The sequence below is a fragment of the Tenacibaculum sp. Mcav3-52 genome (genome assembly GCF_022347665.1).
GTDB lineage: Bacteria > Bacteroidota > Bacteroidia > Flavobacteriales > Flavobacteriaceae > Polaribacter > Polaribacter mesophilus.
This window is the reverse complement of the sequence record NZ_JAKRGE010000001.1, coordinates 903038-926348: the sequence shown is the minus strand read 5'-3', so window position 1 is coordinate 926348 and position 23311 is coordinate 903038. Positions and strand designations below refer to the sequence as shown.

Genomic DNA, 23311 nt, shown 5'->3' with positions numbered 1-23311 from the left:
TTATTCACATGCTCCAACAATTAGCAAAACATATTGACGAACAATTTTCTTTTTTAAAAGAAAAAAAGTTACTAATTGCTATTTCTGGAGGAGTTGATAGTGTGGTACTAACACACCTCTTACATCAACTACAATTTAATATTTCGTTAGCACACTGTAATTTTCAACTAAGAGGAAAAGAAAGTGATTTAGATGAACTCTTTGTTAAAGAATTAGGAAAAAGTTTGAACATTCAAACATTTACAACACGCTTTAACACTAATGAATATGCTACTAAAAATAAATTATCAACACAACTAGCAGCAAGAGAGTTACGTTACAGTTGGTTTGACTCCCTAAGTAAAGAAAATAATTTTGATTATATATTAACAGCCCATCATGCTGATGATAATTTAGAGACATTTTTAATTAATCTCTCTCGAGGTACTGGTTTAGAAGGCTTAACAGGAATTCCTCCAATTAATAAAAATATCATTAGACCTTTACTTATTTTTTCTCGTGAAGAGATTATAACCTTTGCCCAAAACAATAATATTGAATGGCGTGAAGATGAAAGTAATTCAGAAACCAAATATCTTCGAAATAAAATACGCCACCAGATTGTACCTACACTAAAAGAATTGAATGACAGCGTTTTAAAAAACTTCAATAAAACAATTGATCATTTAAAAGAGTCTCAACAAATTATTGATGATAAAATAGCGGACATTACCCATGAAATTGTCTCAAAAGAGGGAGATTTATTAAAAATAAATATTGAAAAACTGTTAAAGTTATCCAACCCAAAAGCATACCTCTACCAGCTGCTAAAGTCCTATAAATTCACGGAATGGAACGATGTTTACAACTTGATTTATGCACAATCTGGCAAGCAGATTTTAACAAAATTTTATACTTTGTTGAAAGACAGAGATTTTTTATTACTTTTACGCACTAATGAAAAAAGTTCCTTTGAAAAGGAATATTTCATTATTAGGGAGGAAAACAAAGAAATTACAGCACCGATAAAGCTGCAACTAAAAAAAGTTCTAAAAAAAACTAACATTAATAAAGAAAACATTTATGTTGATTATGAACTTCTTAACTTCCCTCTAAAACTCAGACGGTGGAAATCCGGCGACTTTTTTTATCCTAAAGGAATGATAGGTCGAAAAAAAGTAAGTAAATATTTTAAAGACGAAAAAATATCAATTGTAAACAAAAATAAAATTTGGTTGCTCTGTTCTAGTAAAAACGAAGTTATTTGGATAGTAGGAAAACGACAAGATAGACGCTTTTTACCAACAGAAAAAACAACCAAACTATTAAAAATTAGTATTTAATTAACCCCATCAAACTACATATAGAATGAAAAAATTCTTTACTCTATTTTTATTATTCATAGGTTTAGCGGTTTATTCTCAATCTGACGATAACCCCGTAGTTGTTACTCCTAAGGTAGAGAAAATCTCTGATACTGAGTACGACTTAATTTTTGACGTGTTAATTGCTGAAGACTGGCATTTATATTCTCAATATAACCCTGAAGATGCTTCACTACCTATGACAATTGCACCAGCAGAAGGACAATCTGGATATACCTTAAATGGTAAAGCAAAAGAAAGTGAAACAGAAACTCAGTTTAGTGAAATCTGGGGAAAAGATGAAATCTTCTTTGTTGACGAAGGTAAGTTAATTCAAAGAATTACTGTTTCAGACTCAACTTTAACAAAAGTTACATTAAATCTTGATGCCCAAGTTTGTAAAGAATACTGTTTACCTTTTGATGAAGATTTTACATTTTCTTTAACAGGTGAAAAAGTAGCACAAACAGTTGCTGAAGTTGATGACAAAAGTAAAGAACTATCTCAAACTTTAAATTTAGACTTAAAAAATACAATTTTATTAAAAAGCTCAACAGACACAAATACTGGTGAAGAAGAGGAAGATAATAGTCTTTTAAATATTTTCCTATTAGGTTTTGTTGGTGGATTATTAGCTTTCCTAACTCCATGTGTATTTCCAATGGTTCCTTTAACTGTATCGTTTTTCACAAAACGTACAGAAAAAAGAGGAAAAGGTGTTGGTAGCGCTATCCTATACGGTTTTTTCATCGTATTAATTTATGGTTTAATAAGTCTTCCTTTTCATTTCTTAGATACTTTAGATCCTGAAATATTAAATAGTATTTCAACAAACATATGGTTAAACCTATTTTTCTTTGTAATACTAATATTTTTTGCAGGTTCATTCTTCGGTTTTTATGAATTAACACTACCTAGTTCTTGGAGTAATAAAGCAGATAGCGCTTCAAATGTTGGAGGCGTTCTTGGAGTTTTCTTCATGGCATTAACTTTAGCTATTGTATCATTTTCTTGTACAGGACCTATTTTAGGTTCATTATTAGCAGGATCATTAAGTGGAGGAGCAATGCAATTATCTGTAGGTATGGTTGGTTTTGGTTTAGCATTAGCTTTACCTTTTGCTCTTTTTGCGATGTTCCCTAACTGGTTAAACACGTTACCAAAATCTGGTGGATGGTTAAATACTGTTAAAGTTGTTTTAGGATTTATTGAATTAGCTTTTGCATTTAAATTCTTATCAAATGCTGATTTAGTAGGACACTGGGGAATACTAAAAAGAGAAATTTTTATTGGAATATGGGCTTTAATTGCGTTCCTTTTAGCACTGTACTTATTTGGTTTCATAGGAAAAAGGTATGGTAAAATGACCTTATTTAGAGTTTTAGTAGGAATTGGAGCCTTAGCTTTAGCAGTATACTTAGCTCCTGGTGTAATGGAAAACCCTTCTTGGAGTCAAAATAAATTATTAAGTGGGTTTGCTCCACCTAAATTCCATAGTATATACAAAAAAGACAATCAATGTCCTTTAAACTTAAACTGTTTTAAAGATTTTGATGAAGGTATAGCTTACGCAAAATCTGTTAACAAGCCTGTTTTATTAGATTTTACAGGATGGGCATGTGTTAACTGTCGTAAAATGGAAGAAAACATATGGAGTCAACCAGATATCTACTCATTAATAAATGATGATTATGTATTAATTTCATTATATGTTGATGATCATCAAAGAATGTTACCAGAAGAAGAGCAATTTGATTTTATTAAATCTAATGGGAAAGTAAAAAGAATTAGAACCTATGGTGATAAATGGGCTACTTTCCAGTCTGCTAACTTTAAAACAGCTTCTCAACCATTTTATGTACTAATGAGTCCTGAACTTGAAATATTAAACTCACCTCAACAATATACAGATCACGGAACATACTATAATTGGTTAAAAACTGGTTTAGATAGATTTAACTCTAACTAATTATAATATAAATATTATATATTTAAAAGCCTCTTTTTTAAAAAAGAGGCTTTTTTTATATCTTTCAATAAAAAATATATGACACCGGAAACTATTATCAGCATATTTTTAGGAATTGGCTTAGCTGCTTCCGTAGGGTTTAGAGTATTTTTACCTCTATTTACGTTAAGCTTAGCAGGATATTACAATGTTATTCCATTAAATGAAAACTGGCTGTGGGTAGCAAGTACCCCTACTATTATAGCATTAGGTGTAGCTACAATATTAGAAATATTTGCATATTATATTCCTTGGTTTGACAACTTACTCGATACCATAGCTGTTCCGTTAGCCGCAATTGCAGGTACTGCAGTAATGGTTTCAACTGTGGCAGATTTATCACCAGTTATTACTTGGGCTTTAGCAATTATTGCTGGTGGCGGAACAGCATCAGCTATAAAGGGCACTGCTGCTTCTACTCGACTTACTTCTACAGCAACAACTGGAGGAGTTGCCAATCCAATTATTTCAACCGTAGAAACAGGCACCTCGTTAGTTATGTCTGCATTTTCTATTTTTTTTCCTATACTGGCTATTATTCTAGTTATTTTGATTTTTATTAGTATACGTAAAATGTTTAAATACATTTTTTCTAAATCAAAAAAGGTATAATTATTGGTGTTATTTTTATAAATCTAACTTTTTTGAAAAATAATATTACTACCATCTTTTTAATTACCGTCATACTTTCTACTTCAGCGCAAGAAATTAAGAAAAAAGAGAAGACCCCTGGAAGTATTTATACTTTCTCCAATACCTATTCTACTTTTTATGATTCATCAACAGTTAATAAAAATTTAGATTTAAATGGATTATCTTTTTTTATTGTATATCAACAAGACATTGATAACAATTCTTTCTCTATTCCATTTGATAAACTAAATAAAAAACCTACTTCTTTTATTTATGATGACTATATAGATTATCAAAATAACAACCTTTTAAAAGGGTTCTTAAAAAAGAATGATCCAACTCATTGGAGTCCACAGCAAATGCAATTACAATAAGTTTTATTTTTTCTCTATCTTTAGCGAAAAGAGAAAAATATGCTAGTAAAAGTCTATGGAAGTGCTGTTTTTGGTATTGAAGCAACCACAATTACTGTTGAAGTTAATATTGATAAAGGTATAGGATATCATTTAGTTGGATTACCCGATAAAGCTGTAAGTGAAAGTTCGTATCGAATCTCTGCCGCTTTAGCTAATAACAGTTACAAACTCCCTGGAAAGAAAATCATTATTAACATGGCACCAGCCGATATTCGTAAAGAAGGTGCTGCCTACGATTTAACTTTAGCTATTGGTATTTTGGCTGCCTCCAATCAAATAAAATCAGAACAGATTGATGAATATATTATTATGGGAGAACTTTCTCTTGATGGAAGTTTACAACCTATAAAAGGAGCTCTACCTATTGCTATTAAGGCTCGTAAAGAAGGATTTAAACACTTTATCCTTCCAAAAGAAAATGCCAAAGAGGCTGCTATAGTTAATGACTTAAATGTTCTTGGGGTAGACAATATTATGGAAGTTATAAACCATTTTGATGGTAACAAACTAATTGAACCTACAACCGTTGACACCCGCGCTGAATTTTACAAGCACATTGACTTTCCTGAGTTTGATTTTGCTGATGTAAAAGGACAAGAATCTATAAAACGTTGCATGGATGTCAATTCTTAAAGCAAATAATAAATTACAGAAGTATATAATAAAAATACAAAAGTATTTGAGAAAAAACACAACCATAAACACAAACAATTATTATGAAGTATATAGAAAATGCTAAGATTATTGATAAGACATCACACCATCTACTACCTAACCATAAAGATTTCAATAACTTAGATGATTTCCCCCTAGAGTTAGACATTGAATTTGCCATGAATTTAAGTCTAGGGGAAGTTATATGGCTAGACAATGAAGAACTCTGGATAAATGACTATCCATATATTTTGAATATAACTGAAGAACTACTTGAAAAATGGTCTTCAGGTTGGTATCAAATAGTTTCAAAAATATACATCGGTAAAACTATTGAATTTGAAGTTATTGAAACTAACTGTAAGGAAACTAAAAACCTTCTTCATTATGACTTCTCAAGATTATAATCTTTTTCTTATTTAAGCACATCAAGATAAGCCATTGATTTCTAACAAAAAAAGACAAAACAACAACACTCATATGTAAAAAAATACGTTTTTTCGTATTTTTATAACGATTTATGTATTTTTAATTACGTTTTTAGTATATTTGATATCAAGAAAACAACACTAAAGACAATCATGTATACAGAATTAATAAAAATAATCGAAGGGGGATTAAATAATGACAAAAATAAAGTTATTAGTTACTCTAAGCATTTAGCAAAAAAATTAAAGGATGATGGAGCAGATAAACTAGCTAACAAAATAACTTCCACCTTAGAAGCTTCGACTAGCTTCCCCGTCTATAAAGATCAGCTTTTCGACGCTCCTGTAGACAATGACACAAGGCTAAATATAGCCGACATAATTCTACCCCAAGATATAAAACTAGAAATTAATATATCTGACAGCGTAAAGGATCCAATTGACAATTTTATTTCATTAGTGAACTCTAAAAATGAAATAAACAACAAGGGAATTCATATTAATTTGTCGATGTTATTGTATGGGCCTCCGGGTTGTGGTAAAACAACCCTAGCTAAACATATTGCCAAAGAACTAGAAATACCAATCGTTATTGCTCGTTTTGACTCCTTAATTTCTTCCCTATTAGGTAATACAGCAAAAAACATAAGAAAGCTTTTTGACTACGCTAAAAATAAGCCCTGTATTCTTTTTTTAGACGAATTCGATGCTATTGCAAAAGCTAGGGACGACAATCATGAAACAGGAGAGCTTAAAAGAGTAATTAATAGCTTACTTCAAAATATAGATGATTTTTTAGAAACAGGTATTTTGATTGCTGCAACAAATCACGAGCAACTACTTGATAGTGCTATTTGGAGAAGGTTTGAGAAAATAATCAATGTCAATAAACCCGATTCTTTAGAGATAAAAACATTGGTAGAAACCTACTTAAAAAGAATAGAATCAGATATCGATGTAAATGACAAGAAATATGATGCTTTATTAGCTAATTTTCTAGGATTATCTCACTCTGAAATTATAAAAATAATAAATAGCTCTTATTACAATTCAATTATAAAGAATAGAACTTTAGAGCATTATGATATCCTTACCGAATATTTCAAATACAATAACAATAATAGATATACAACAGAAGAATTGATTCGCTTTTTAAGTGAGAGTAATATCTCTCAAAAACATATAGCAGGCTTTTTAGATATTTCTATTAGACAAGTTAGAAACGCAATTAATGTAGAATAAATAAATCTTAAAAAAAATGGCAAAGAAAAATTTACCCGTTAAACTCTTTCAAAAAAGACAAAAAATGGATGATCGAAGAGTTGAAGGGGGAGGAGGCAAAAACACACCTAAATGGCAACTTTTTGGAGAAGAATTAGCAGCAAGATCCTTAGACTTAGCTAACTCCATAGAAAATTTACAAGATTACTTTGAAAACAGAGAACATACTAGAAGCTTTATCCCCGCAACGATTCGCGTTGATATTAATGATGAAGCAATAGCAAAATCATACAGAGTAGATATTCAAAAGCTTTTTGACAATCAAAGTTCAAAAAACAATATAATTGGTTTTATTGAATCTAATAGCGCCATTGTAAAAGTCAATAATAGAGAGGATATTATTTCGATACAAAAGAATATAAAGAACTATGATAAAAATACTCTGGGGATTTCTGCAGTAGAATCAATAGAAGTTTTCAAGCCATTTATAGTTGATATTGAAGACGAAAAAACAATTAAAGTTTCATTAATTGATTATTTAGATTATGAACTTAATGAAGCTATAAAATTATCTTTTAAAAAGTTCTGTAAAGAAAAAGGGTTAATAGTTAAAGAAACAAATTATTGCACTGGATTAATAATTTTTAAAATTCAAAACGCCACAAAAGTTGACTTAGATAGTTTAAGTGATTTTGAAGCTCTTGAATCAATAACACTTATGCCTAAGTATTCAGTTGGACTAGATTTTATAGAAGCTAATCAAGACCTAGACATAAAAACCCCTAAAGAAGGCATCAGCTACCCTATTATTGGAGTTTTGGATTCTGGAATATCTAAAAACAAGTATCTAAAGCCATGGTTATTAAACAAGAGTCACTCTTCTTACCCTGAAGAATTCAAAGACACATTTCATGGCACTTGCGTATCTAGTTTAATAGTCTATGGAGATCAATTAGAAAACAAAAAATGGACAGGCAATTCAGGGTGTATGCTATTTGATGCTGCAGTGTTCCCAGACGACAAAAAAGAGACTATTCATGAAGATGAATTAATAGAAAACATTAGAGATGCTATTTCTAATAATAGAGAAATTAAAATTTGGAATTTATCCTTAGGAACTTCTTCTGAAGCTGACATTAATGATTTTTCTGATTTTGGTAAAGCTTTAGATGATATCCAATTAGTTAATGATATATTAATTTGTAAATCTATAGGTAATTGTAACAATTTTAAATATGGATTCCCTAAAGCAAGAGTAGCTAAATCTGGGGATTCTATGAGATCTTTAGTTGTTGGTTCTGTAGCTCATACTAAAAACGAAATTGACCTATCTGAAACTTACCATCCCTCACCTTTTTCTCGAATTGGACCAGGTCCTTCAAATAGCATTAAGCCAGATTTAATGTCTTATGGAGGTAATGCAGGAGTTATGAATGGAAGAGTTATTCAAAATGGGGTTAATACAATAGCACCTGATGGAAGTCTAGTTAAAATGATAGGAACTAGTTTTTCAACACCAAGAATCACTTCTTTACTTTCTGAACTTAATTTTAAAATACAAGAGGAATTTAACCCAACACTATTAAAAGCATTAGCAATTCATTCAGCAAAATACCCTCAAGGAATTAAACTACAAATGAATGATAAAGTTAAACAAATGGGGTTTGGCATACCTGACTCCGCCGACGAAATAATCTATAACGACCCTCATGAAATAACTTTAATTCTACAAGAAAATATTAATAAAGGAGAGTTCATTGAAATTTTAGATTTTCCTTTCCCTGAAAGCTTAGTTGACGATGATGGTTATTTTTATGGGGAAATAAAAGTTACCTTGGTTTCTCAGCCTGTTTTAAGAGAAACACAAGGAGCTGAATATTGCCAGTCTAATCTAAAACTCCAATTCGGAACATATGATGATATAAAAAACAGAGATACTACAAAATCTAATATATTAAACCCTATAGGACCAAATGATCCTAAAAATGTAATGCTAGATTCAAATTATGGTGCTGCTTTCAAAAAAGACACGACTAGTGATTATGCAAGAGAAAGAGTTTTACTTAATTACGGTAAGAAATACCAACCCATAAAAAAATATTCAGTAAATCTGGATGAAATGACTCCCGCAAGAAAAAGAGATAGTTTAGAGGGTAATAGAAAATGGTTTGCAAGAATTAAAGGTGAATACAGAAACTTTGCTGAAACTTTAGCTGATGAAGATGGAGAAGTATTAAACCAAGATTTTACTTTGATAGTAACAATTAGAGATACCAAATCTGAGCATCAAGTTTACAACGAAGTTTCTAGACTTCTAGCTAACAGAAACTTTATTCATTCAAATATAAAATTAAGAGAGAATATTAGAATTAATGTTCAAGGAAAAGAATAAAACTTATAATTTGGAAAAGTGTCTTTAGCAAATAGAAGGCACTTTTCTTTATCTATTGTATGTAAAATTTACAGATTTGAACTTACCAAAAACGCATTTTAGAAAAGCAAAAGAAAATTTAAAAAAAGAATATAGTTTTACAAAATGGAGTCTTTTCTGGAAAGGGAAAAACTTCCTCAAAGAGGACACATTTTTCTCTCATCTATGGCTAAGAAATGTTCCTAATGAAGAATACCCAATAAATTATAGCTACGGAAATTTTGGCACTATATTAAAAGTAAAATCCCTATCTGCTAGCTCTAGTAAATTTGTTCTAGGAAGTATATTTAACAACGAAGGAAAACTATTAAATATCCCAAAAGATGATTCTTTAGGCTTAAACAATATCAATGTTATTCTAAATAATAATAATTTTAAAGATAGTGGAATTTTTAATATTTTTTCAAAAGCAAAATACCCTATTCCTCCAATTTTTGGAGAACTGAAATCTGCCTACTATTATAAGAAAACTCAAAATATAAATGGTAACTTAATCGATATAATTATACCATTACAATTGATTAATGATTTCTTTTTCTTCTCCCACTCAACGAAACTAAATAATCATATCATATCCAATATTATATCTGAAAACGTAAAGTATATCGGAAATGAAATGATCGATGGCAAAAAAATCGGAATGATTTCACAAAATAGATTAGAAATCAAGAAACAACAAGCACTATACTATGGCCGATATTTTTTCACAAATAACAACTCAGGTTTAAGTGCTCTTAATGAATTAAGAACAAACCATCTAATTAAGATTAAAAATGGAGAAAATAGAGTATACTTCAAATCAAAAATTCCTTTCTCTTTTGATATTAATTTTAAAGTTGCAGGTCAATTTATAAGCAATAATATTTTTCTAGGTTATAGAATTATTGGAGCTGAACCATTGGAAAATCAATCATTTTTTAATACAGATAAAATAATAGTCTCTGTACTAAACGACACAAGAACAGCTAATAAATATGAAGATAACTCCACCACATATACCAAAGATAAGGTTTTAAATAGTTATCAATCTATAGAAACAAACAACGATAATGATTACTCTGATCAATCGTCTGAAACATATGACATAATTGAAGAAGAGAAAAAAGATTATAGTTTTTATACTATCCCTGAAAATGAAGTCCAACCAAAAGACTCTAATAAAAACAAATACCTTTTAGGAAAAATAATTAAAGGAAAAGATTACTCAGGAGGAACTTCTAATATGTTTGGTCACACTAAAGAATCTGGTATAACGAAAACTGACACAGAGTTAACCTTATACAATTTAATAGACTGGAATAAATTCATAATCAAAACTTTAGGTGAAATATGTAATGAAAAAGGATACAAAGGTTATTTCATAAAGTTAAACTCTGGAAATACCGAAATTAGTTATGAAAACTATGATGATAAGATCAACTATAGTGTTTTATCAATTAGCCCCCCAGGCACAAATAAACTTTTTAAATTCCTTCTTTTTAGAATAATTGATGAGGGGAGAAATTTTTACTATTTCGACAAAGGAACAGGGTCTTATTCTGCTTTTTTCTCTGATATAAACTTTGCAAAGATTGAACATAACAGATTAAACTTTTTTATTAAGAAAATGATAACTGATCAAAATTTAAGATGGTCTCCAGTTAGCAAAGAAGAAACTTTCAAACCCTATGGTTTTGTCGTCTACCAGCCTATCGAACATATCACTAATAAACTAAAAGAAAGATTACTCAAAAGGATCTTGTTAGCGCTTAAACTTTAATCGATAATATACCCAATATGGCATTTTTTCTAAATTATCTACCAAGTGAGAATTATTAAACTTTTTAAGATTATACACTTCTATAAAAGTCTTAGGCCAATCCATAAGCATTTTATTAACCTTGACAAGAATTAATCTTCTTGTATCAATAGGTAAAAGATTAAACATCTTTTTTTTACTTGGTATTGTTATATTATAAAAATCTTGAAAGTTTATTTTAAACTGATTCAAATTATTAGATGTTTTAAGCTTACTACCTAACATCAAGAGTACTTTTATATATGTAAAAGAATAACTTGATATATTATTATATCCTTTTGAAATAGTATCATTTATAAACAATTGATAATTCAATTCTTCATTCGTCGGCTTGTTATTTCTCTTTGCTTTTCTCAAATCATAATTACATACAGAGCAATAATATAATGCCTTTGTAATTTTTTTCCTTATGCCTACATTAATTCTATGAAACGATATCGAACTATAACAACTTGGACATCTGTCAATTAAACATTGCTCACACTCCAAACAAACTAAAGATGTTAAAAGGCGCCATGACGTTTTATAATAATTATTTTCAATACAGCTGGGACAGTACGCTAGACCAAACCTCTTTCTTTTCCTATGTGTAATCCCCAACAAACCAATGTTTTGATTGTAACTATTTAATTTTAACTTTTCAAATGCATATCCTGAATAGCTTTCAAGAGACATCTTCAGAATCTCTTTTCTAGAAAGAGGAGTACAGTTTAATATCCTATTGATAATGTCTTCAGGAATAATTAAATCTATATCTCTATTCCAAAAAGGTCGTTGCCTGCCAAAACAAAAATTAGTAAATGGAATTGGTTTTATGCCACACTCTAAAGACATTCTATATACCCAACTTGAAAATAGTTCCTCTTCAAATGGCTTTAAAAAAAATGGCCATATACTTTTATTTAAAGATTCAATATAGACCAAAACATCAAAGCTTGTAAATCACCTTCTTTCTGTCTGAAGGAGGTACATATCTAATTTTATCTAACATATCTGGAGTTACTTTTTCAAAATTGTTTTCTATAGCATAAATCGCACTTAACTCTATAACTTTTGATATTTCCCCAATCAACCCTTCACTTAAAGCTAATATTTTCTGAGCAAAACCATCCTCAATAAAATGAGAAGGTTCTTTTAAAGGAAGTTTGGATTCAAAGCTTAAAAGAAGTCTTTTATATTCATTATTAAACCCCCATCTTTTAAGAACCCTTGGACTAAAACGATTAGATAACTGAGGGTCAGTTTGTATAGCATTGAATGCATCTTTAGTTCCAGCACAAATCAGAGATATCTTTAACTCATTAGACAAAAACTTAAGCACATTTAAGAATTTCCTCTGTTTAGTTGGAGCACCTGCTAATACATGATGTATTTCATCTATTATTAAAATCTTTACATCTAACTTCTTTAATAAATTTTTCACTCTCATCTGTCTTGCATCTAGCTTTTCAGAAATCTTATATGGTGCCAATAATTTTTCTAATATTGAATTATAAAACCTTCTTTCATCTGGTTCTGGTGGTGCTTGTACAGCAACAACAGAACATTCCATTTCACTATTCTCTTCAGAAAACGTGGCTGGATTTAATGAGATGAATTTTTCTATTAATGCTGTCTTTCCATTATTTGAATCTCCTACTAAAAGAATATTTGGCATTCTTGAAGACTTGGGATAGCTCTTTAAATCATTGAGTTCTTTAATTATATCTACTGCATCACTATAATTTATCCACTTCTGCTCCCTTATAATTCTAATTTTATCTTCTTTATCCATATAATTTATTAATTAAAAATATCATCAGAATCATCAAATGGCTTTATATTTTCAATTTTAAATTCATTCAAATTTTTATTTTCTACAAAAATTGACCTCTTTTTTTTATTAGGTAACTTTTTAACCTTTTTTGTTTCCCTAACAGCTAATTGTTCTAGTTTATCTAACTCTCTATAAGACTCAAATATCTTTTCTTCATTTAATTCTATTTTATTTTTCCTCAAAACCCTTAGTATATCTTTATACTCCCAAATAGAAATTGGAGGTAAAGAAGTGTTTCTATAAGGGATTTCAAAGTATTCTTTTAGTTCTGGATCATAAAAATAAACAACACTTATATCTCTCGGATCTCTCCTAAACAAAAACTTCCTCTTTTCTTTTCCTTTAACACTATGAATATACCTTCTTAAAACTTCATCATAATAATAAATATGATTTATAACAATGCCATACTCCTGTATACTTCTTTCATAATAAGGCATAAAGTCTAACCTTAACCTTCTTTCATCTACTATTTTCTTAGGTAAACCTCTTCCTAATTGATTTTCATTACCAAAAACCCCTTCTTTAAACTTTTGAAGTGGAGACATATTAATAGACGAATGTATTTTATTATGATAAATTTTAGTAATATATATCGTTAACCATTTTTCAAACTCTTTTAATGTGAAAGACGCCTTTTCCTTAGAGTTATAATTCTTTCTTTTCTTTATATCAGAAAAAGTAGTTCCTGGGAGATTATGAATCTCTTTTGAGAAAGTTCCTAACAATCTTTCTACATGCCCTCCCCAATGAGGAGTAGCTGGTGGTCTAAATTCAAGATTAATACCGTAATTAAAACACGCTTTTTTCAGCATCTCTCCTCTGAACTCTTTTGCATTATCAACATGTATGGTATTCATTACCCCCCAACAAGGCCACTCCTCCTCTACTCCTATTCTTTTCATCCATAAATCCTTTGGTAAAATGGAATGAGCAATGCATAAACCTGTTCCATGAGCTCCTGGTGTTTCAAAAGAAAGATAAAAACCCAAAACCATTCTACTATACACATCTATTGCCACAGTTATACTAGGTCTTTTATAAGGATTTCTATTTTGTTCATCAACTAAAATAATATCAACGACCGTGTGATCTATTTGTACAACAGAAAGAGGATAGTCTGCTCCAGGAAAATGTCCTTTATGTGGTTCATACTTATATTTAGCTTCTTTATTTCCGTACCTTTTTCTTAATTTCAGTTCTTCTGAAAGGTTTTTAATCCTCATTCTTATTGTATTTGAGTGAGGTCTCTTTACTCCCTTATCCATACATCTTTGATGTATGATTCTTATAGTTTTATTTATTGATTTTTTTGAAGAATTTAAATAAACTTCATCAATCGTTTTATTAATAATATCGTTTACTTCTGGTACTAATCTACTTTTTCCTTTACCGCCCGACTTCTCTTTACCCAATAAAGAGGATACAAGCCCTGTATCATTATACAACTTTATCCACCTATAAATTGTAGGTACACTAACACCATTTTCTCTTGACGCTAATTGTATTAACCCCCTCTTTTTTTTTACTTTTAATATAGGTTCAATTATCTCATATCTTCTTTGAGCAATATCCCATTTTTCTTCAGACAAAGTTTTGATTTCATATACTGGCTTGTCTGGTAAAAAATTTTGAAAAGGTTTTAATTCATATATCTTTACTGTTCTAATAATATTAGAGTGAACCTCTTCAATCATGACTGTATCCAAATCAACTATTCTAACAATCACAGATTCAACATCATTATAAACCACCTTTTCTCCTTTAGATATAAAAAAGTTAGCCATTTCTATAAAACTTTAATTTGAGAATTCATCGTTATCTTTTTATCTAAATTAACACTCACCATGTCATTTGCAATCATATACCATAATGTGTAAAGCAACTCTGCCTTTCTATCTTCAGAAAAAAAAGAGTCATTAATAATATTTTTGGGTGTCGCAAATTCAAAATGTTTAATTCTCTCCTCTAAAATAACTACATCTAAATAATCTATACCGTTCTTTATTCTTCTATACGGTAACAAGAACTTACAATTAATTAATTGTGTTGTTCTAATTTGTGTCTCATCAATAACTCTAAATTTCATATTATTTGATTCACAAAATAATTTTGCAGCCTTAAACTTATTTTGATATTTACTTTTATTCTTTTCTAAATCATCCTTATACTTTACTTCAATTATCTCATCCTTTCTTCCGTCATTAAATTTTACATAGAAATCAGGAACATAGTAATACTTTTTAGTTCCGACAGAAAAAAATATTTTTAACGGTTGCTCACTATAAGTAACCACAGAAGAATTAAATTCAAGTAAATGAATATAATCTCTTTCTAAAGAAGACTCAAATGAAATTAAATCATTCATCTTGAGACTCACAATATTTCCAGATAGGCTAAAATTTTTTAGTCCAATTCTCCTTGCTTTTTTCAAACTAATTATCGCTTCTTCTGTAAAAAATGAATAAAACTCATCGTCAAGATAAGAATTTATCATTTTCTTATGTAATATTTCTCTGGTTTTTGTAGTGTTTTTTATCATCTAGTCCTGTTTTTTACAGGAGGACAATATCCACAACCTGGAGAAATATCTTTGGCACATAATGGTGTTTTATTTTTAGATGAACTTCCCGAATTTAAGCGTACCGTTTTAGAGGTAATGCGTCAACCTTTAGAAGATAGAGAAGTTACTATATCACGTGCGCGTTTTACCGTAAACTACCCTAGTAGTTTTATGTTAGTTGCTAGTATGAATCCGAGTCCTTCTGGATATTTCAACAATCCCGACTCACCGGTTACCTCCTCTCCTGCCGAAATGCAACGTTATTTAAGCAAAATTTCTGGTCCCTTGTTAGACAGAATCGATATCCACATTGAAGTAACACCAGTACCTTTTGATAAGCTTTCTGATGAACGAAAAGGAGAAAGTAGTGTAGATATTAGAAAAAGAGTTACCCTTGCTCGTGAAATACAAACAACTAGATTTAAAAACCTTGAAAACATTCATTACAACGCACAAATGAATGTAAAGCAAATTCGTGAATTTTGTAAATTATCAGAAGAAAGTAAAAGCTTATTAAAAGTGGCCATGGAAAAGTTAAACCTATCAGCTAGGGCTTATGACAGAATTTTAAAAGTATCTCGTACCATTGCCGATTTAGCTTCTTCCGAAAATATACTATCCGAACATATTACCGAAGCAATTCAGTATAGAAGTCTAGATCGTGAAGGTTGGTTAGGATAATTATAAAGTTAAAATTCAATAAAGTATACAACTTTAAGACAGTTAGTGAAATGTTAAAAAATTGTGCTTTCATATAAAATCACTAATTTAGGCGTTTATTTAAAAAGCTAAACAGCAAAATTAAACATACACCCTAATGAAAAAATTAGTTTACTTATTGGCATTTTCTATTGCCTTAGTTTCATGTAAAGAGAAACAAAAAGATTATGTGACTTTTTCTGGAAAAATTACCAACAAAAACTCTGAAACAGTTACTATTTCTAACCCTCAATTTAAATTCAACAAAGTAATTAAAGTTGGTGAGGATGGAACTTTTAAAGATACTATGAATGTAAAAGATGGTTTCTACAGATTTTTTGATGGTAAAGAATATACTGCTTTATACTTAAAAAACGGAGCCGATATTAATATGACGATTGATGCTAAAAAATTTGACGAAACTATAACTTATACAGGAGTTGGTTTTGAAGAAAGTGCTTTTTTAGCTAAAGCTTCATTAGAGCAAAAGAAATTATTTGAAGATAAAGAATTAATGAATTTACCAGAGTTAGACTTCAGATCTAAAGTTTCTAATTTTGTTGATGATTTTAACAAAAGATTTGAAGGAGCCTCATTAGATTCTACTTTTGTAGCAAGTCAAAAACAAAGTATTGCTGGTTTAGAAAATTACTTAACTAAAATGTATAACGACAAGCAATACATTACTAAAAAATTAGCTAAAGGCGCTGAATCTCCTAAGTTTGTTAATTACGAAAACAATGCTGGTGGTACTACTTCTTTAGATGATTTAAAAGGTAAGTATGTTTATATCGATTTATGGGCTACTTGGTGTCAACCATGTAAAAATGAAATTCCTTTCTTAAAGAAAGTTGAAGAAAAATATCACAATAAAAACATCGAGTTCGTAAGTATTTCTGTTGACAGACAAAAAGACTATGAAACTTGGAAAAAAATGATTGTTGATAAAGAATTATCAGGAGTACAATTATATGCTAAAGAAGATAAAGCTTTCATGGATGCGTATAGAGTATCAGGAATTCCAAGATTTATTTTATTAGATCCAGAAGGAAAGATTATAGACTCTAATGCTCCAAGACCTTCTAATCCTAAATTAGTTGAGTTATTTGAATCATTAAATATCTAGTCTTAAAAGACATTTTATAATAAAAAGCCTGCAAATTTGCGGGCTTTTTTATTCCTTACATTATTCTTCTTTAGATTGATTAAAAATAATTATATTTGCGGAATGAATTTTTTAACAGAAGATGTATCGTTTAAAGTATCTTGTGGTGGCAGAAACTGCTACCAGCTAGATTTAGGCTATAAAGTAATAGATTTTACTTTCTGCCAACTATTAGCCTTCAGGAAAAAAGTATTAGAACGCGCTTCGTACGAATCATTAGAAACGATTATCGACGGTGATAACTTCGTACTCCTTTTTGCAGCAGACAACAAACACTTATTATTCTTAGATGTACCTCAACTTATAGAATTACGAGAACTTCTTTTAGCTGTTTTTAAGCAGAAAACCCTTTACTAAGACTAGCTTTAAATTAGGCACTCCATTCTTTTTAAAGCCTTATAATCTGTATCTTTATAGTATTAAAACTAAACAAAATATTATGGAAACAGCAATAAGAAGAGACATGATTTTAGACGTGGAAGTAGTTGATTTGCTAAACCACCAAATAACAATGGAGCAACAAGCCTCTTCTAAGTATTTAGCGATGGCCTCTTGGTGCGACCAAAGAGAACTTAGAAATAGTGCAGCATACTTTTATAAGCAAGCGGAAGAAGAAAGAGAGCACATGATGAAAATTTTTAAATTCGTTAACGATAATGGCGGTAGTGCAATGTCACCTGTAGCTACTGAAGTTTCTCACGAATTTGAAAGCTTACGAGCTATTTTTGAAGCTTCTTTAGATGCAGAAATAGAAGTTACCAAATCTATTCACCACGTATTTAAAACTGCAAGAAAAGTAGGCGATTTCACTTCTGAAATCTTTTTACAATGGTTTGTAACAGAACAAGCCGAAGAAGAAGAAAAAGTAAGAGACATTTTAGACTTAATCGATTTAATGGAAGGTATGCCTTTAAAAATGATTGATGAGCGCATTCCTACTGAATAAAACAAAACGTTTATAAAAAGCATAAAAAAATCCCGCAACAATGTTGCGGGATTTTTTGTGTCTTGATTCTTGATTCTTGATTCTCAAATCTCAAATCTATAATAATCTAAATCTAGTATCTATAATGTTCTGGTTTGTATGGACCTTCTACAGTTACTCCAATATATTTAGCTTGATCTTCACGTAACTCAGTTAACTCTACACCAATCTTAGCTAAGTGTAATTTTGCTACTTTTTCATCTAAGTGTTTTGGTAACATGTACACCTCGTTTTTATACGCATCAGAATTATTCCATAACTCGATTTGCGCTAAAGTTTGATTTGTAAATGAGTTAGACATTACAAAACTTGGGTGACCAGTAGCACAACCTAAGTTTACTAAACGTCCTTCTGCTAATACGATAATATCGTTTCCTTTTACTGTGTACTTATCAACCTGAGGCTTAATTTCAACCTTAGTATCACCGTATGTTTCATTTAACCAAGCCATTTGGATTTCGTTATCAAAGTGACCGATGTTACAAACGATAGTCTTATCTTTCATTGCTTCGAAGTGCTCAGAACGTACGATATCTTTGTTACCAGTAGTAGTAATTACGATATCAGCCTTACCTACAACAGTTTCTAATTTCTTTACTTCAAAACCGTCCATAGCAGCTTGTAACGCACAAATAGGATCAATTTCAGTAACAGTAACGATAGAACCAGCTCCACGGAAAGAAGCCGCAGTACCTTTACCAACATCACCATAACCACAAACCACTACTCTTTTACCAGCTAACATTACATCAGTAGCACGACGAATTGCATCTACAGCAGATTCTTTACATCCGTACTTATTGTCAAACTTCGATTTCGTAACCGAGTCATTTACATTAATAGCAGGCATTGGTAACGTTCCGTTTTTCATACGCTCGTATAAACGGTGTACCCCTGTAGTAGTTTCTTCAGATAAACCTTTAATTCCAGGAGCTAACTCAGGATATTTATCTAAAACCATATTGGTTAAATCACCACCATCATCTAAAATCATGTTTAATGGCTTCTTATCTTCACCAAAGAATAATGTTTGTTCAATACACCAATCAAACTCTTCCTCGTTCATACCTTTCCAAGCATACACAGGAGTTCCAGCAGCAGCAATAGCAGCAGCAGCTTGATCTTGCGTAGAGAAAATATTACAAGAACTCCAAGTAACCTCAGCACCTAAAGCCTGTAATGTTTCAATTAAAACCGCAGTTTGAATCGTCATGTGTAAACATCCTGCAATTCTTGCTCCCTTTAAAGGTTGCTCATCTTTGTACTCTTCGCGTAAACTCATTAACCCTGGCATTTCAGCTTCTGCCAATTCAATCTCTTTTCTTCCCCAATCAGCTAAAGAAATATCTTTAACTTTGTAAGGAACATATGTCGCGGTTTTTGTGCTCATATTTTTGTATATTTATGTATCTTAAATTTGAGTCGCAAAATTACGAAATAACTTTCTAAAATATGCCTCTTTACAAAACATTAACGGTAAACAACCATGCTAAAGCATTGATTTGGAAGATTGAAGAATCTTTTGAACAACTTTCTAACGGCGTTTCTTTAACAAAAGGAAATCAACAAAGAGTAAACGGCATGAAGTCCGATTTACACCAAAGAGGCTTTATGAGCGTACGCCATTTACTAAAAGAAGTTGGCTATACCGATGAAGATTTACTGTACGATGGCTACGGTAAACCACACTTAAAAGACGGCAAATTTATTTCAATCACCCATTCATTTACCTTTTCGGCAATTATTATTTCCGATACACAACCTGTGGGGATAGATATTGAAATGCAGCGCGACAAAATTGTAAAAATCGCACACAAATTCACTCCTATAGAAGAATACAAATCCATAGCCAACCACGATGCTTTGGTAAGCAAATTAACCATTGTTTGGGGAGCCAAAGAAAGCTTGTATAAAATCTATGGAAAGAAAAAATTGCTCTTCTTAGAGAACATTTATATTGAAGATTTCTCTTTTGACACCAATCAAACCACAGGAAAAATCTTGTACGAAGGACAAACCTCTGAGTACGACATCCACTTTTTAGAAATGGAAGGCTTTACCTGCGTATGCGCTTGTTAAACACCCAGTCTGAAACTCCAAAACCTCGTAACTTTGCTACTATGAGATTTTGAAGCTCTGCATCTTTGAAACTCTGCAACTAAAAAACTTTGCCACTCAAAAACCTCCCAAAAACCTTTCCCACACAACAACAACTTAACTTTAGTAACTTTGCATCTTTCTAATTAGGAACAACCATGAAAATATCCGTAGAATTGACCTTAAGTCCGCTTCAGAACGAATTTGAAGAACCAATTATCAATTTCATCAAAAAACTAAGAGCCTCGGGATTAACCGTATTAGAAAACCCTTTAAGCACACAAGTGTATGGAGATTATGATACTGTGATGCATTTGGTGACTTCTGAATTAAAAAATGCTTTTGAATTGATTGACAACGGATTGCTGTTCATGAAAATCGTAAAAACAGATCGTAGCGATTATGAGCCAACTTTTTGATTTCCTTTTTGGGCAGTATGCTGATTACAACCCTATTGATGTTTGGCTAGAAATTATCGCCGTTATCTTTGGTTTTTTATCCGTTTGGTATTCAAAACAGAATAAAATTTGGGTATTCCCTACGGGGATGATAAGCACTGCTATTTTTGTGTACCTCCTATTAAAATGGGAACTGTTAGGTGATATGATGATTAACGGGTACTATTTTATTATGAGTGTATACGGTTGGTATATCTGGACACGAAAAGTAGACGCCACTCATGTAACTCCTATCTCTAGAACAACATCTAAAGAAAAAAAACAAAGCGTCGCCATATTTGTAGTCACCTTGGTTTTTGTCTATGCTGTGTATACCGTTTTTGATAAATGGACAAGCTGGACAGCTTATGTAGACACCGTTACCACTGCCATTTTCTTTGTAGGAATGTGGCTCATGGCAAAACGAAAAATAGAAAACTGGATTTATTGGATTATTGGTGATATTATCTCCGTTCCTCTCTACTTTTACAAAGGATTTACCTTTACCAGTTTTCAATATTTATTATTTACCTTTATAGCAATTGCAGGATATTTAGCATGGAAAAAGCACTTACACAACAACCCATCAACCTTGTAAAGGTGGTATTATTTGGACCTGAAAGCACAGGAAAAACAACACTTTCTGGTCAGTTAGCACGTCATTACAATACCGTTTGGGCTCCCGAATTTGCGCGTGAATACTTGCAAGACAAGTGGAACAACGAACGTAAAACTTGTGAGCAACACGATTTAATTCCCATTGCTGAAGGACAAATGGACTTGGAAAATGAATTGGCTAAAAAGGCGGATAAAGTACTGATCTGCGATACCGATTTGTTAGAAACCAAAGTATATTCTGAAGAGTATTATGGCGGATTCGTAGATCCGAAATTAGACGAGGCTGCCATTGCAAACACTTACGATATTTATTTTTTAACCTATATCGATACGCCTTGGGAGGCCGATGATTTACGCGACAGACCCGAACAACGCTTGGAAATGTTTAAAGCCTTTGAAAATGCGTTGAAAAAATATAACCGTCCGTATGTGTTGTTAAAAGGAGACAAAGAAACTCGATTGAAAAAAGCAGTCGAAATTATTGATGAATTACTGACAAAAAAAGAAAACTTATACTCTTTTTCCGACACCCTTACCGATTTAGACATGCACTTCATGCACCAATCACCCGACACGCCTAATTATGATATGTAAGTATCGCTAAACGTCATTCCGAACGACGAAGGAGGAGGAATCTCATCAATAAGAGTAACTACTATCCTTTATAGTTCCCAACACTCAACTAAAAGATTTCTCACTTCCGTTCCACTACAGTTCGAAATGACGTACGTTTTTTCATTTCGAGCGATAGCGAGAAATCTGCTTAATTTTAGTTACGAATACCCTTTAAAACTCCCAGCACCCAACTTTGAGATTTAGCTCCGCTGAACCTTGCGATTTCTCAGTCGCAAACTCCTTCGAAATGACAGTTATTAATTGTTATGATATGATATAAACAACCTAAACGTCATTCCGAACGACGAAGGAGGAGGAATCTCACTAATAAGAGTAACTACTACCCTTTAAAACTCACAACACCCAACTAAAAGATTTCTCACTTCCGTTCCACTACAGTTCGAAATGACAACTATTAATTTATAACATGAAATAAACAATCTGAACGTCATTCCGAACGACGAAGGAGGAGGAATCTCATCAATAAGAGTAACTACTACCCTTTATAGTTCCCAACACTCAACCATAAGATTTAGCTCCGCTGAACCTTGCGGTTTCTCAGTCACACACTCCTTCGAAATAACGCACGTTTTGTCATTTCGAGCGATAGCGAGAAATCTGCTTAATTCTAGTTACGAATACCCTTTAAAGTTCCCAACTCTCACCAATAAGAGTTACTTCGATTATTAAGCCCCCTTTACAAACAACAATAGATTATTTATATTTGAAACTCCTGTTTTTACAGGAATATAGTAACACCTATTAAAGTAGGTTGACTAAAATTTTAAAGCTGTCAATTCGAGTGAATTTTGCGATTGAAAAGAGCATAATTTGTATCGAGAATTTAGGACTTAGACGCTGGAATAGTTCTCGATAAAATTTTTATCTCGTTAGCACTTGATAAAAACCACTCGAACTGACATTGGAAGTTAATTCCGTTAATGCATTCACAAACACTATGAACAAAGAACAACTTTTAAAAGAACTCAACTTTAAAGCCGTACGAAGCTCTGGTGCGGGCGGACAGCATGTAAACAAAGTATCCTCTAAAGTAGAATTAAGTTTTACTATTGAAGACTCGTTAGGACTCTCGGACAAAGAAAAAGCGCTACTCCTTAAAAACTTAGCCAACAGACTCTCTAAAGAAAACACACTCATACTAAGCTCACAAGAAAGTCGCTCACAACACCGTAACAAAGAATTGGTTACCGAACGCTTTTTTAACCTTTTAGCACAAGCCTTGGTAGTACCTAAAGTACGTAAAGCTACCAAACCCCAAAAAGCAGCGATTGCCAAACGATTAGATGCTAAAAAACAACAGGCTGAAAAAAAAGAAAACCGAAAAAAGTTTCGGTTTTAGGTTAATTCTTCTTTTTACTACTTA

General features: G+C 31.4%; 21 protein-coding genes and 2 pseudogenes. 18 read left to right on the top strand and 5 right to left on the bottom strand.

The window, feature by feature from the left end; genetic code table 11:
• The first annotated feature begins 8 nt into the window (after positions 1-8).
• From tilS to MHM83_RS04290, 9 genes and pseudogenes are all read left to right on the top strand, one after another.
• Positions 9-1322, top strand: coding sequence for a tRNA lysidine(34) synthetase TilS (tilS, locus tag MHM83_RS04330; RefSeq protein ID WP_159616922.1), 1314 nt, complete (start codon positions 9-11; stop codon positions 1320-1322).
• Positions 1323-1347: 25 nt separating this feature from the next.
• Positions 1348-3312: a protein-disulfide reductase DsbD family protein gene (locus tag MHM83_RS04325; RefSeq protein WP_047790330.1), complete on the top strand. Its 1965-nt coding sequence runs from the start codon at positions 1348-1350 to the stop codon at positions 3310-3312.
• A gap of 78 nt (positions 3313-3390) precedes the next feature.
• On the top strand, positions 3391-3963 hold the full coding sequence (locus MHM83_RS04320; protein ID WP_239178542.1) for a DUF4126 domain-containing protein: 573 nt from the start codon (positions 3391-3393) through the stop codon (positions 3961-3963).
• Between the two features lie 32 nt (positions 3964-3995).
• Positions 3996-4358 carry a hypothetical protein gene (locus tag MHM83_RS04315; protein ID WP_239178540.1) on the top strand — a complete coding sequence of 121 codons (363 nt, stop codon included), beginning with the start codon at positions 3996-3998 and terminating at the stop codon, positions 4356-4358.
• Between the two features lie 39 nt (positions 4359-4397).
• A pseudogene (locus MHM83_RS04310) lies at positions 4398-5024 on the top strand (magnesium chelatase domain-containing protein); the annotation flags it as partial.
• Positions 5025-5116: 92 nt separating this feature from the next.
• A complete protein-coding gene (locus tag MHM83_RS04305) occupies positions 5117-5461 on the top strand; it encodes a hypothetical protein (protein ID WP_239178538.1) in 345 nt (114 codons plus the stop codon).
• Between the two features lie 174 nt (positions 5462-5635).
• Positions 5636-6724, top strand: a complete 1089-nt coding sequence (locus tag MHM83_RS04300; protein ID WP_239178536.1) for an AAA family ATPase — start codon at positions 5636-5638, stop codon at positions 6722-6724.
• Positions 6725-6788: 64 nt separating this feature from the next.
• Complete coding sequence (locus MHM83_RS04295; protein ID WP_239178534.1) at positions 6789-9095, top strand: S8 family peptidase; 2307 nt, start codon at positions 6789-6791, stop codon at positions 9093-9095.
• A gap of 76 nt (positions 9096-9171) precedes the next feature.
• Complete coding sequence (locus MHM83_RS04290) at positions 9172-10893, top strand: hypothetical protein (RefSeq protein WP_239178532.1); 1722 nt, start codon at positions 9172-9174, stop codon at positions 10891-10893.
• Here the strand turns inward: MHM83_RS04290 and MHM83_RS04285 are convergent.
• Genes MHM83_RS04285 through MHM83_RS04270 form a run of 4 tightly spaced genes read right to left on the bottom strand, consistent with a single transcriptional unit; the run spans position 10876 to position 15290 of the window.
• Positions 10876-11856, bottom strand: coding sequence for a TniQ family protein (locus tag MHM83_RS04285; RefSeq protein WP_255724769.1), 981 nt, complete (start codon positions 11854-11856; stop codon positions 10876-10878). The genes MHM83_RS04290 and MHM83_RS04285 overlap by 18 nt on opposite strands.
• A 4-nt stretch (positions 11857-11860) precedes the next feature.
• The gene (locus MHM83_RS04280; RefSeq protein ID WP_239178528.1) at positions 11861-12706 is read right to left on the bottom strand and encodes a TniB family NTP-binding protein; all 846 of its coding nucleotides are present in this window, start codon (positions 12704-12706) and stop codon (positions 11861-11863) included.
• An 8-nt stretch (positions 12707-12714) separates the two neighbouring features.
• Positions 12715-14535 carry a Mu transposase C-terminal domain-containing protein gene (locus MHM83_RS04275; protein ID WP_239178526.1) on the bottom strand — a complete coding sequence of 607 codons (1821 nt, stop codon included), beginning with the start codon at positions 14533-14535 and terminating at the stop codon, positions 12715-12717.
• 2 nt (positions 14536-14537) lie between these two features.
• Positions 14538-15290 (bottom strand): TnsA endonuclease N-terminal domain-containing protein, encoded by a 753-nt coding sequence (locus tag MHM83_RS04270; RefSeq protein WP_239178524.1) that lies wholly within the window; start codon positions 15288-15290, stop codon positions 14538-14540.
• An 18-nt stretch (positions 15291-15308) separates the two neighbouring features.
• Between MHM83_RS04270 and MHM83_RS04265 the strand changes: the two are divergent.
• The 4 genes and pseudogenes from MHM83_RS04265 to MHM83_RS04250 all read left to right on the top strand — a co-directional run.
• Positions 15309-15992, top strand: a pseudogene (locus MHM83_RS04265) (YifB family Mg chelatase-like AAA ATPase); the annotation flags it as partial.
• Between the two features lie 136 nt (positions 15993-16128).
• Positions 16129-17136 (top strand): TlpA family protein disulfide reductase, encoded by a 1008-nt coding sequence (locus tag MHM83_RS04260; protein ID WP_047790334.1) that lies wholly within the window; start codon positions 16129-16131, stop codon positions 17134-17136.
• A gap of 102 nt (positions 17137-17238) precedes the next feature.
• On the top strand, positions 17239-17532 hold the full coding sequence (locus tag MHM83_RS04255; RefSeq protein ID WP_073182561.1) for a hypothetical protein: 294 nt from the start codon (positions 17239-17241) through the stop codon (positions 17530-17532).
• Between the two features lie 82 nt (positions 17533-17614).
• Positions 17615-18121 (top strand): ferritin, encoded by a 507-nt coding sequence (locus MHM83_RS04250; RefSeq protein ID WP_073182560.1) that lies wholly within the window; start codon positions 17615-17617, stop codon positions 18119-18121.
• Positions 18122-18233: 112 nt separating this feature from the next.
• On the opposite strand, the gene ahcY is transcribed toward MHM83_RS04250, so the two are convergent.
• Positions 18234-19550, bottom strand: coding sequence for an adenosylhomocysteinase (gene ahcY / locus MHM83_RS04245; RefSeq protein ID WP_159616960.1), 1317 nt, complete (start codon positions 19548-19550; stop codon positions 18234-18236).
• Between the two features lie 62 nt (positions 19551-19612).
• Here ahcY and MHM83_RS04240 point away from each other — a divergent pair, with 62 nt between their 5' ends.
• The 5 genes from MHM83_RS04240 (at position 19613) to arfB (ending at position 23287) form a co-directional block, all read left to right on the top strand.
• Complete coding sequence (locus tag MHM83_RS04240; RefSeq protein ID WP_239178522.1) at positions 19613-20239, top strand: 4'-phosphopantetheinyl transferase family protein; 627 nt, start codon at positions 19613-19615, stop codon at positions 20237-20239.
• Between the two features lie 176 nt (positions 20240-20415).
• Positions 20416-20676 (top strand): hypothetical protein, encoded by a 261-nt coding sequence (locus MHM83_RS04235; protein WP_125345427.1) that lies wholly within the window; start codon positions 20416-20418, stop codon positions 20674-20676.
• Complete coding sequence (gene pnuC, locus MHM83_RS04230; RefSeq protein WP_239178520.1) at positions 20660-21292, top strand: nicotinamide riboside transporter PnuC; 633 nt, start codon at positions 20660-20662, stop codon at positions 21290-21292. The genes MHM83_RS04235 and pnuC overlap by 17 nt, the downstream gene beginning before the upstream one ends.
• Complete coding sequence (locus tag MHM83_RS04225; protein WP_167712454.1) at positions 21253-21906, top strand: AAA family ATPase; 654 nt, start codon at positions 21253-21255, stop codon at positions 21904-21906. The genes pnuC and MHM83_RS04225 overlap by 40 nt, the downstream gene beginning before the upstream one ends.
• Positions 21907-22885: 979 nt before the next feature.
• Positions 22886-23287 (top strand): alternative ribosome rescue aminoacyl-tRNA hydrolase ArfB, encoded by a 402-nt coding sequence (arfB, locus tag MHM83_RS04220; protein ID WP_239178517.1) that lies wholly within the window; start codon positions 22886-22888, stop codon positions 23285-23287.
• The last annotated feature ends 24 nt before the right edge of the window (positions 23288-23311 follow it).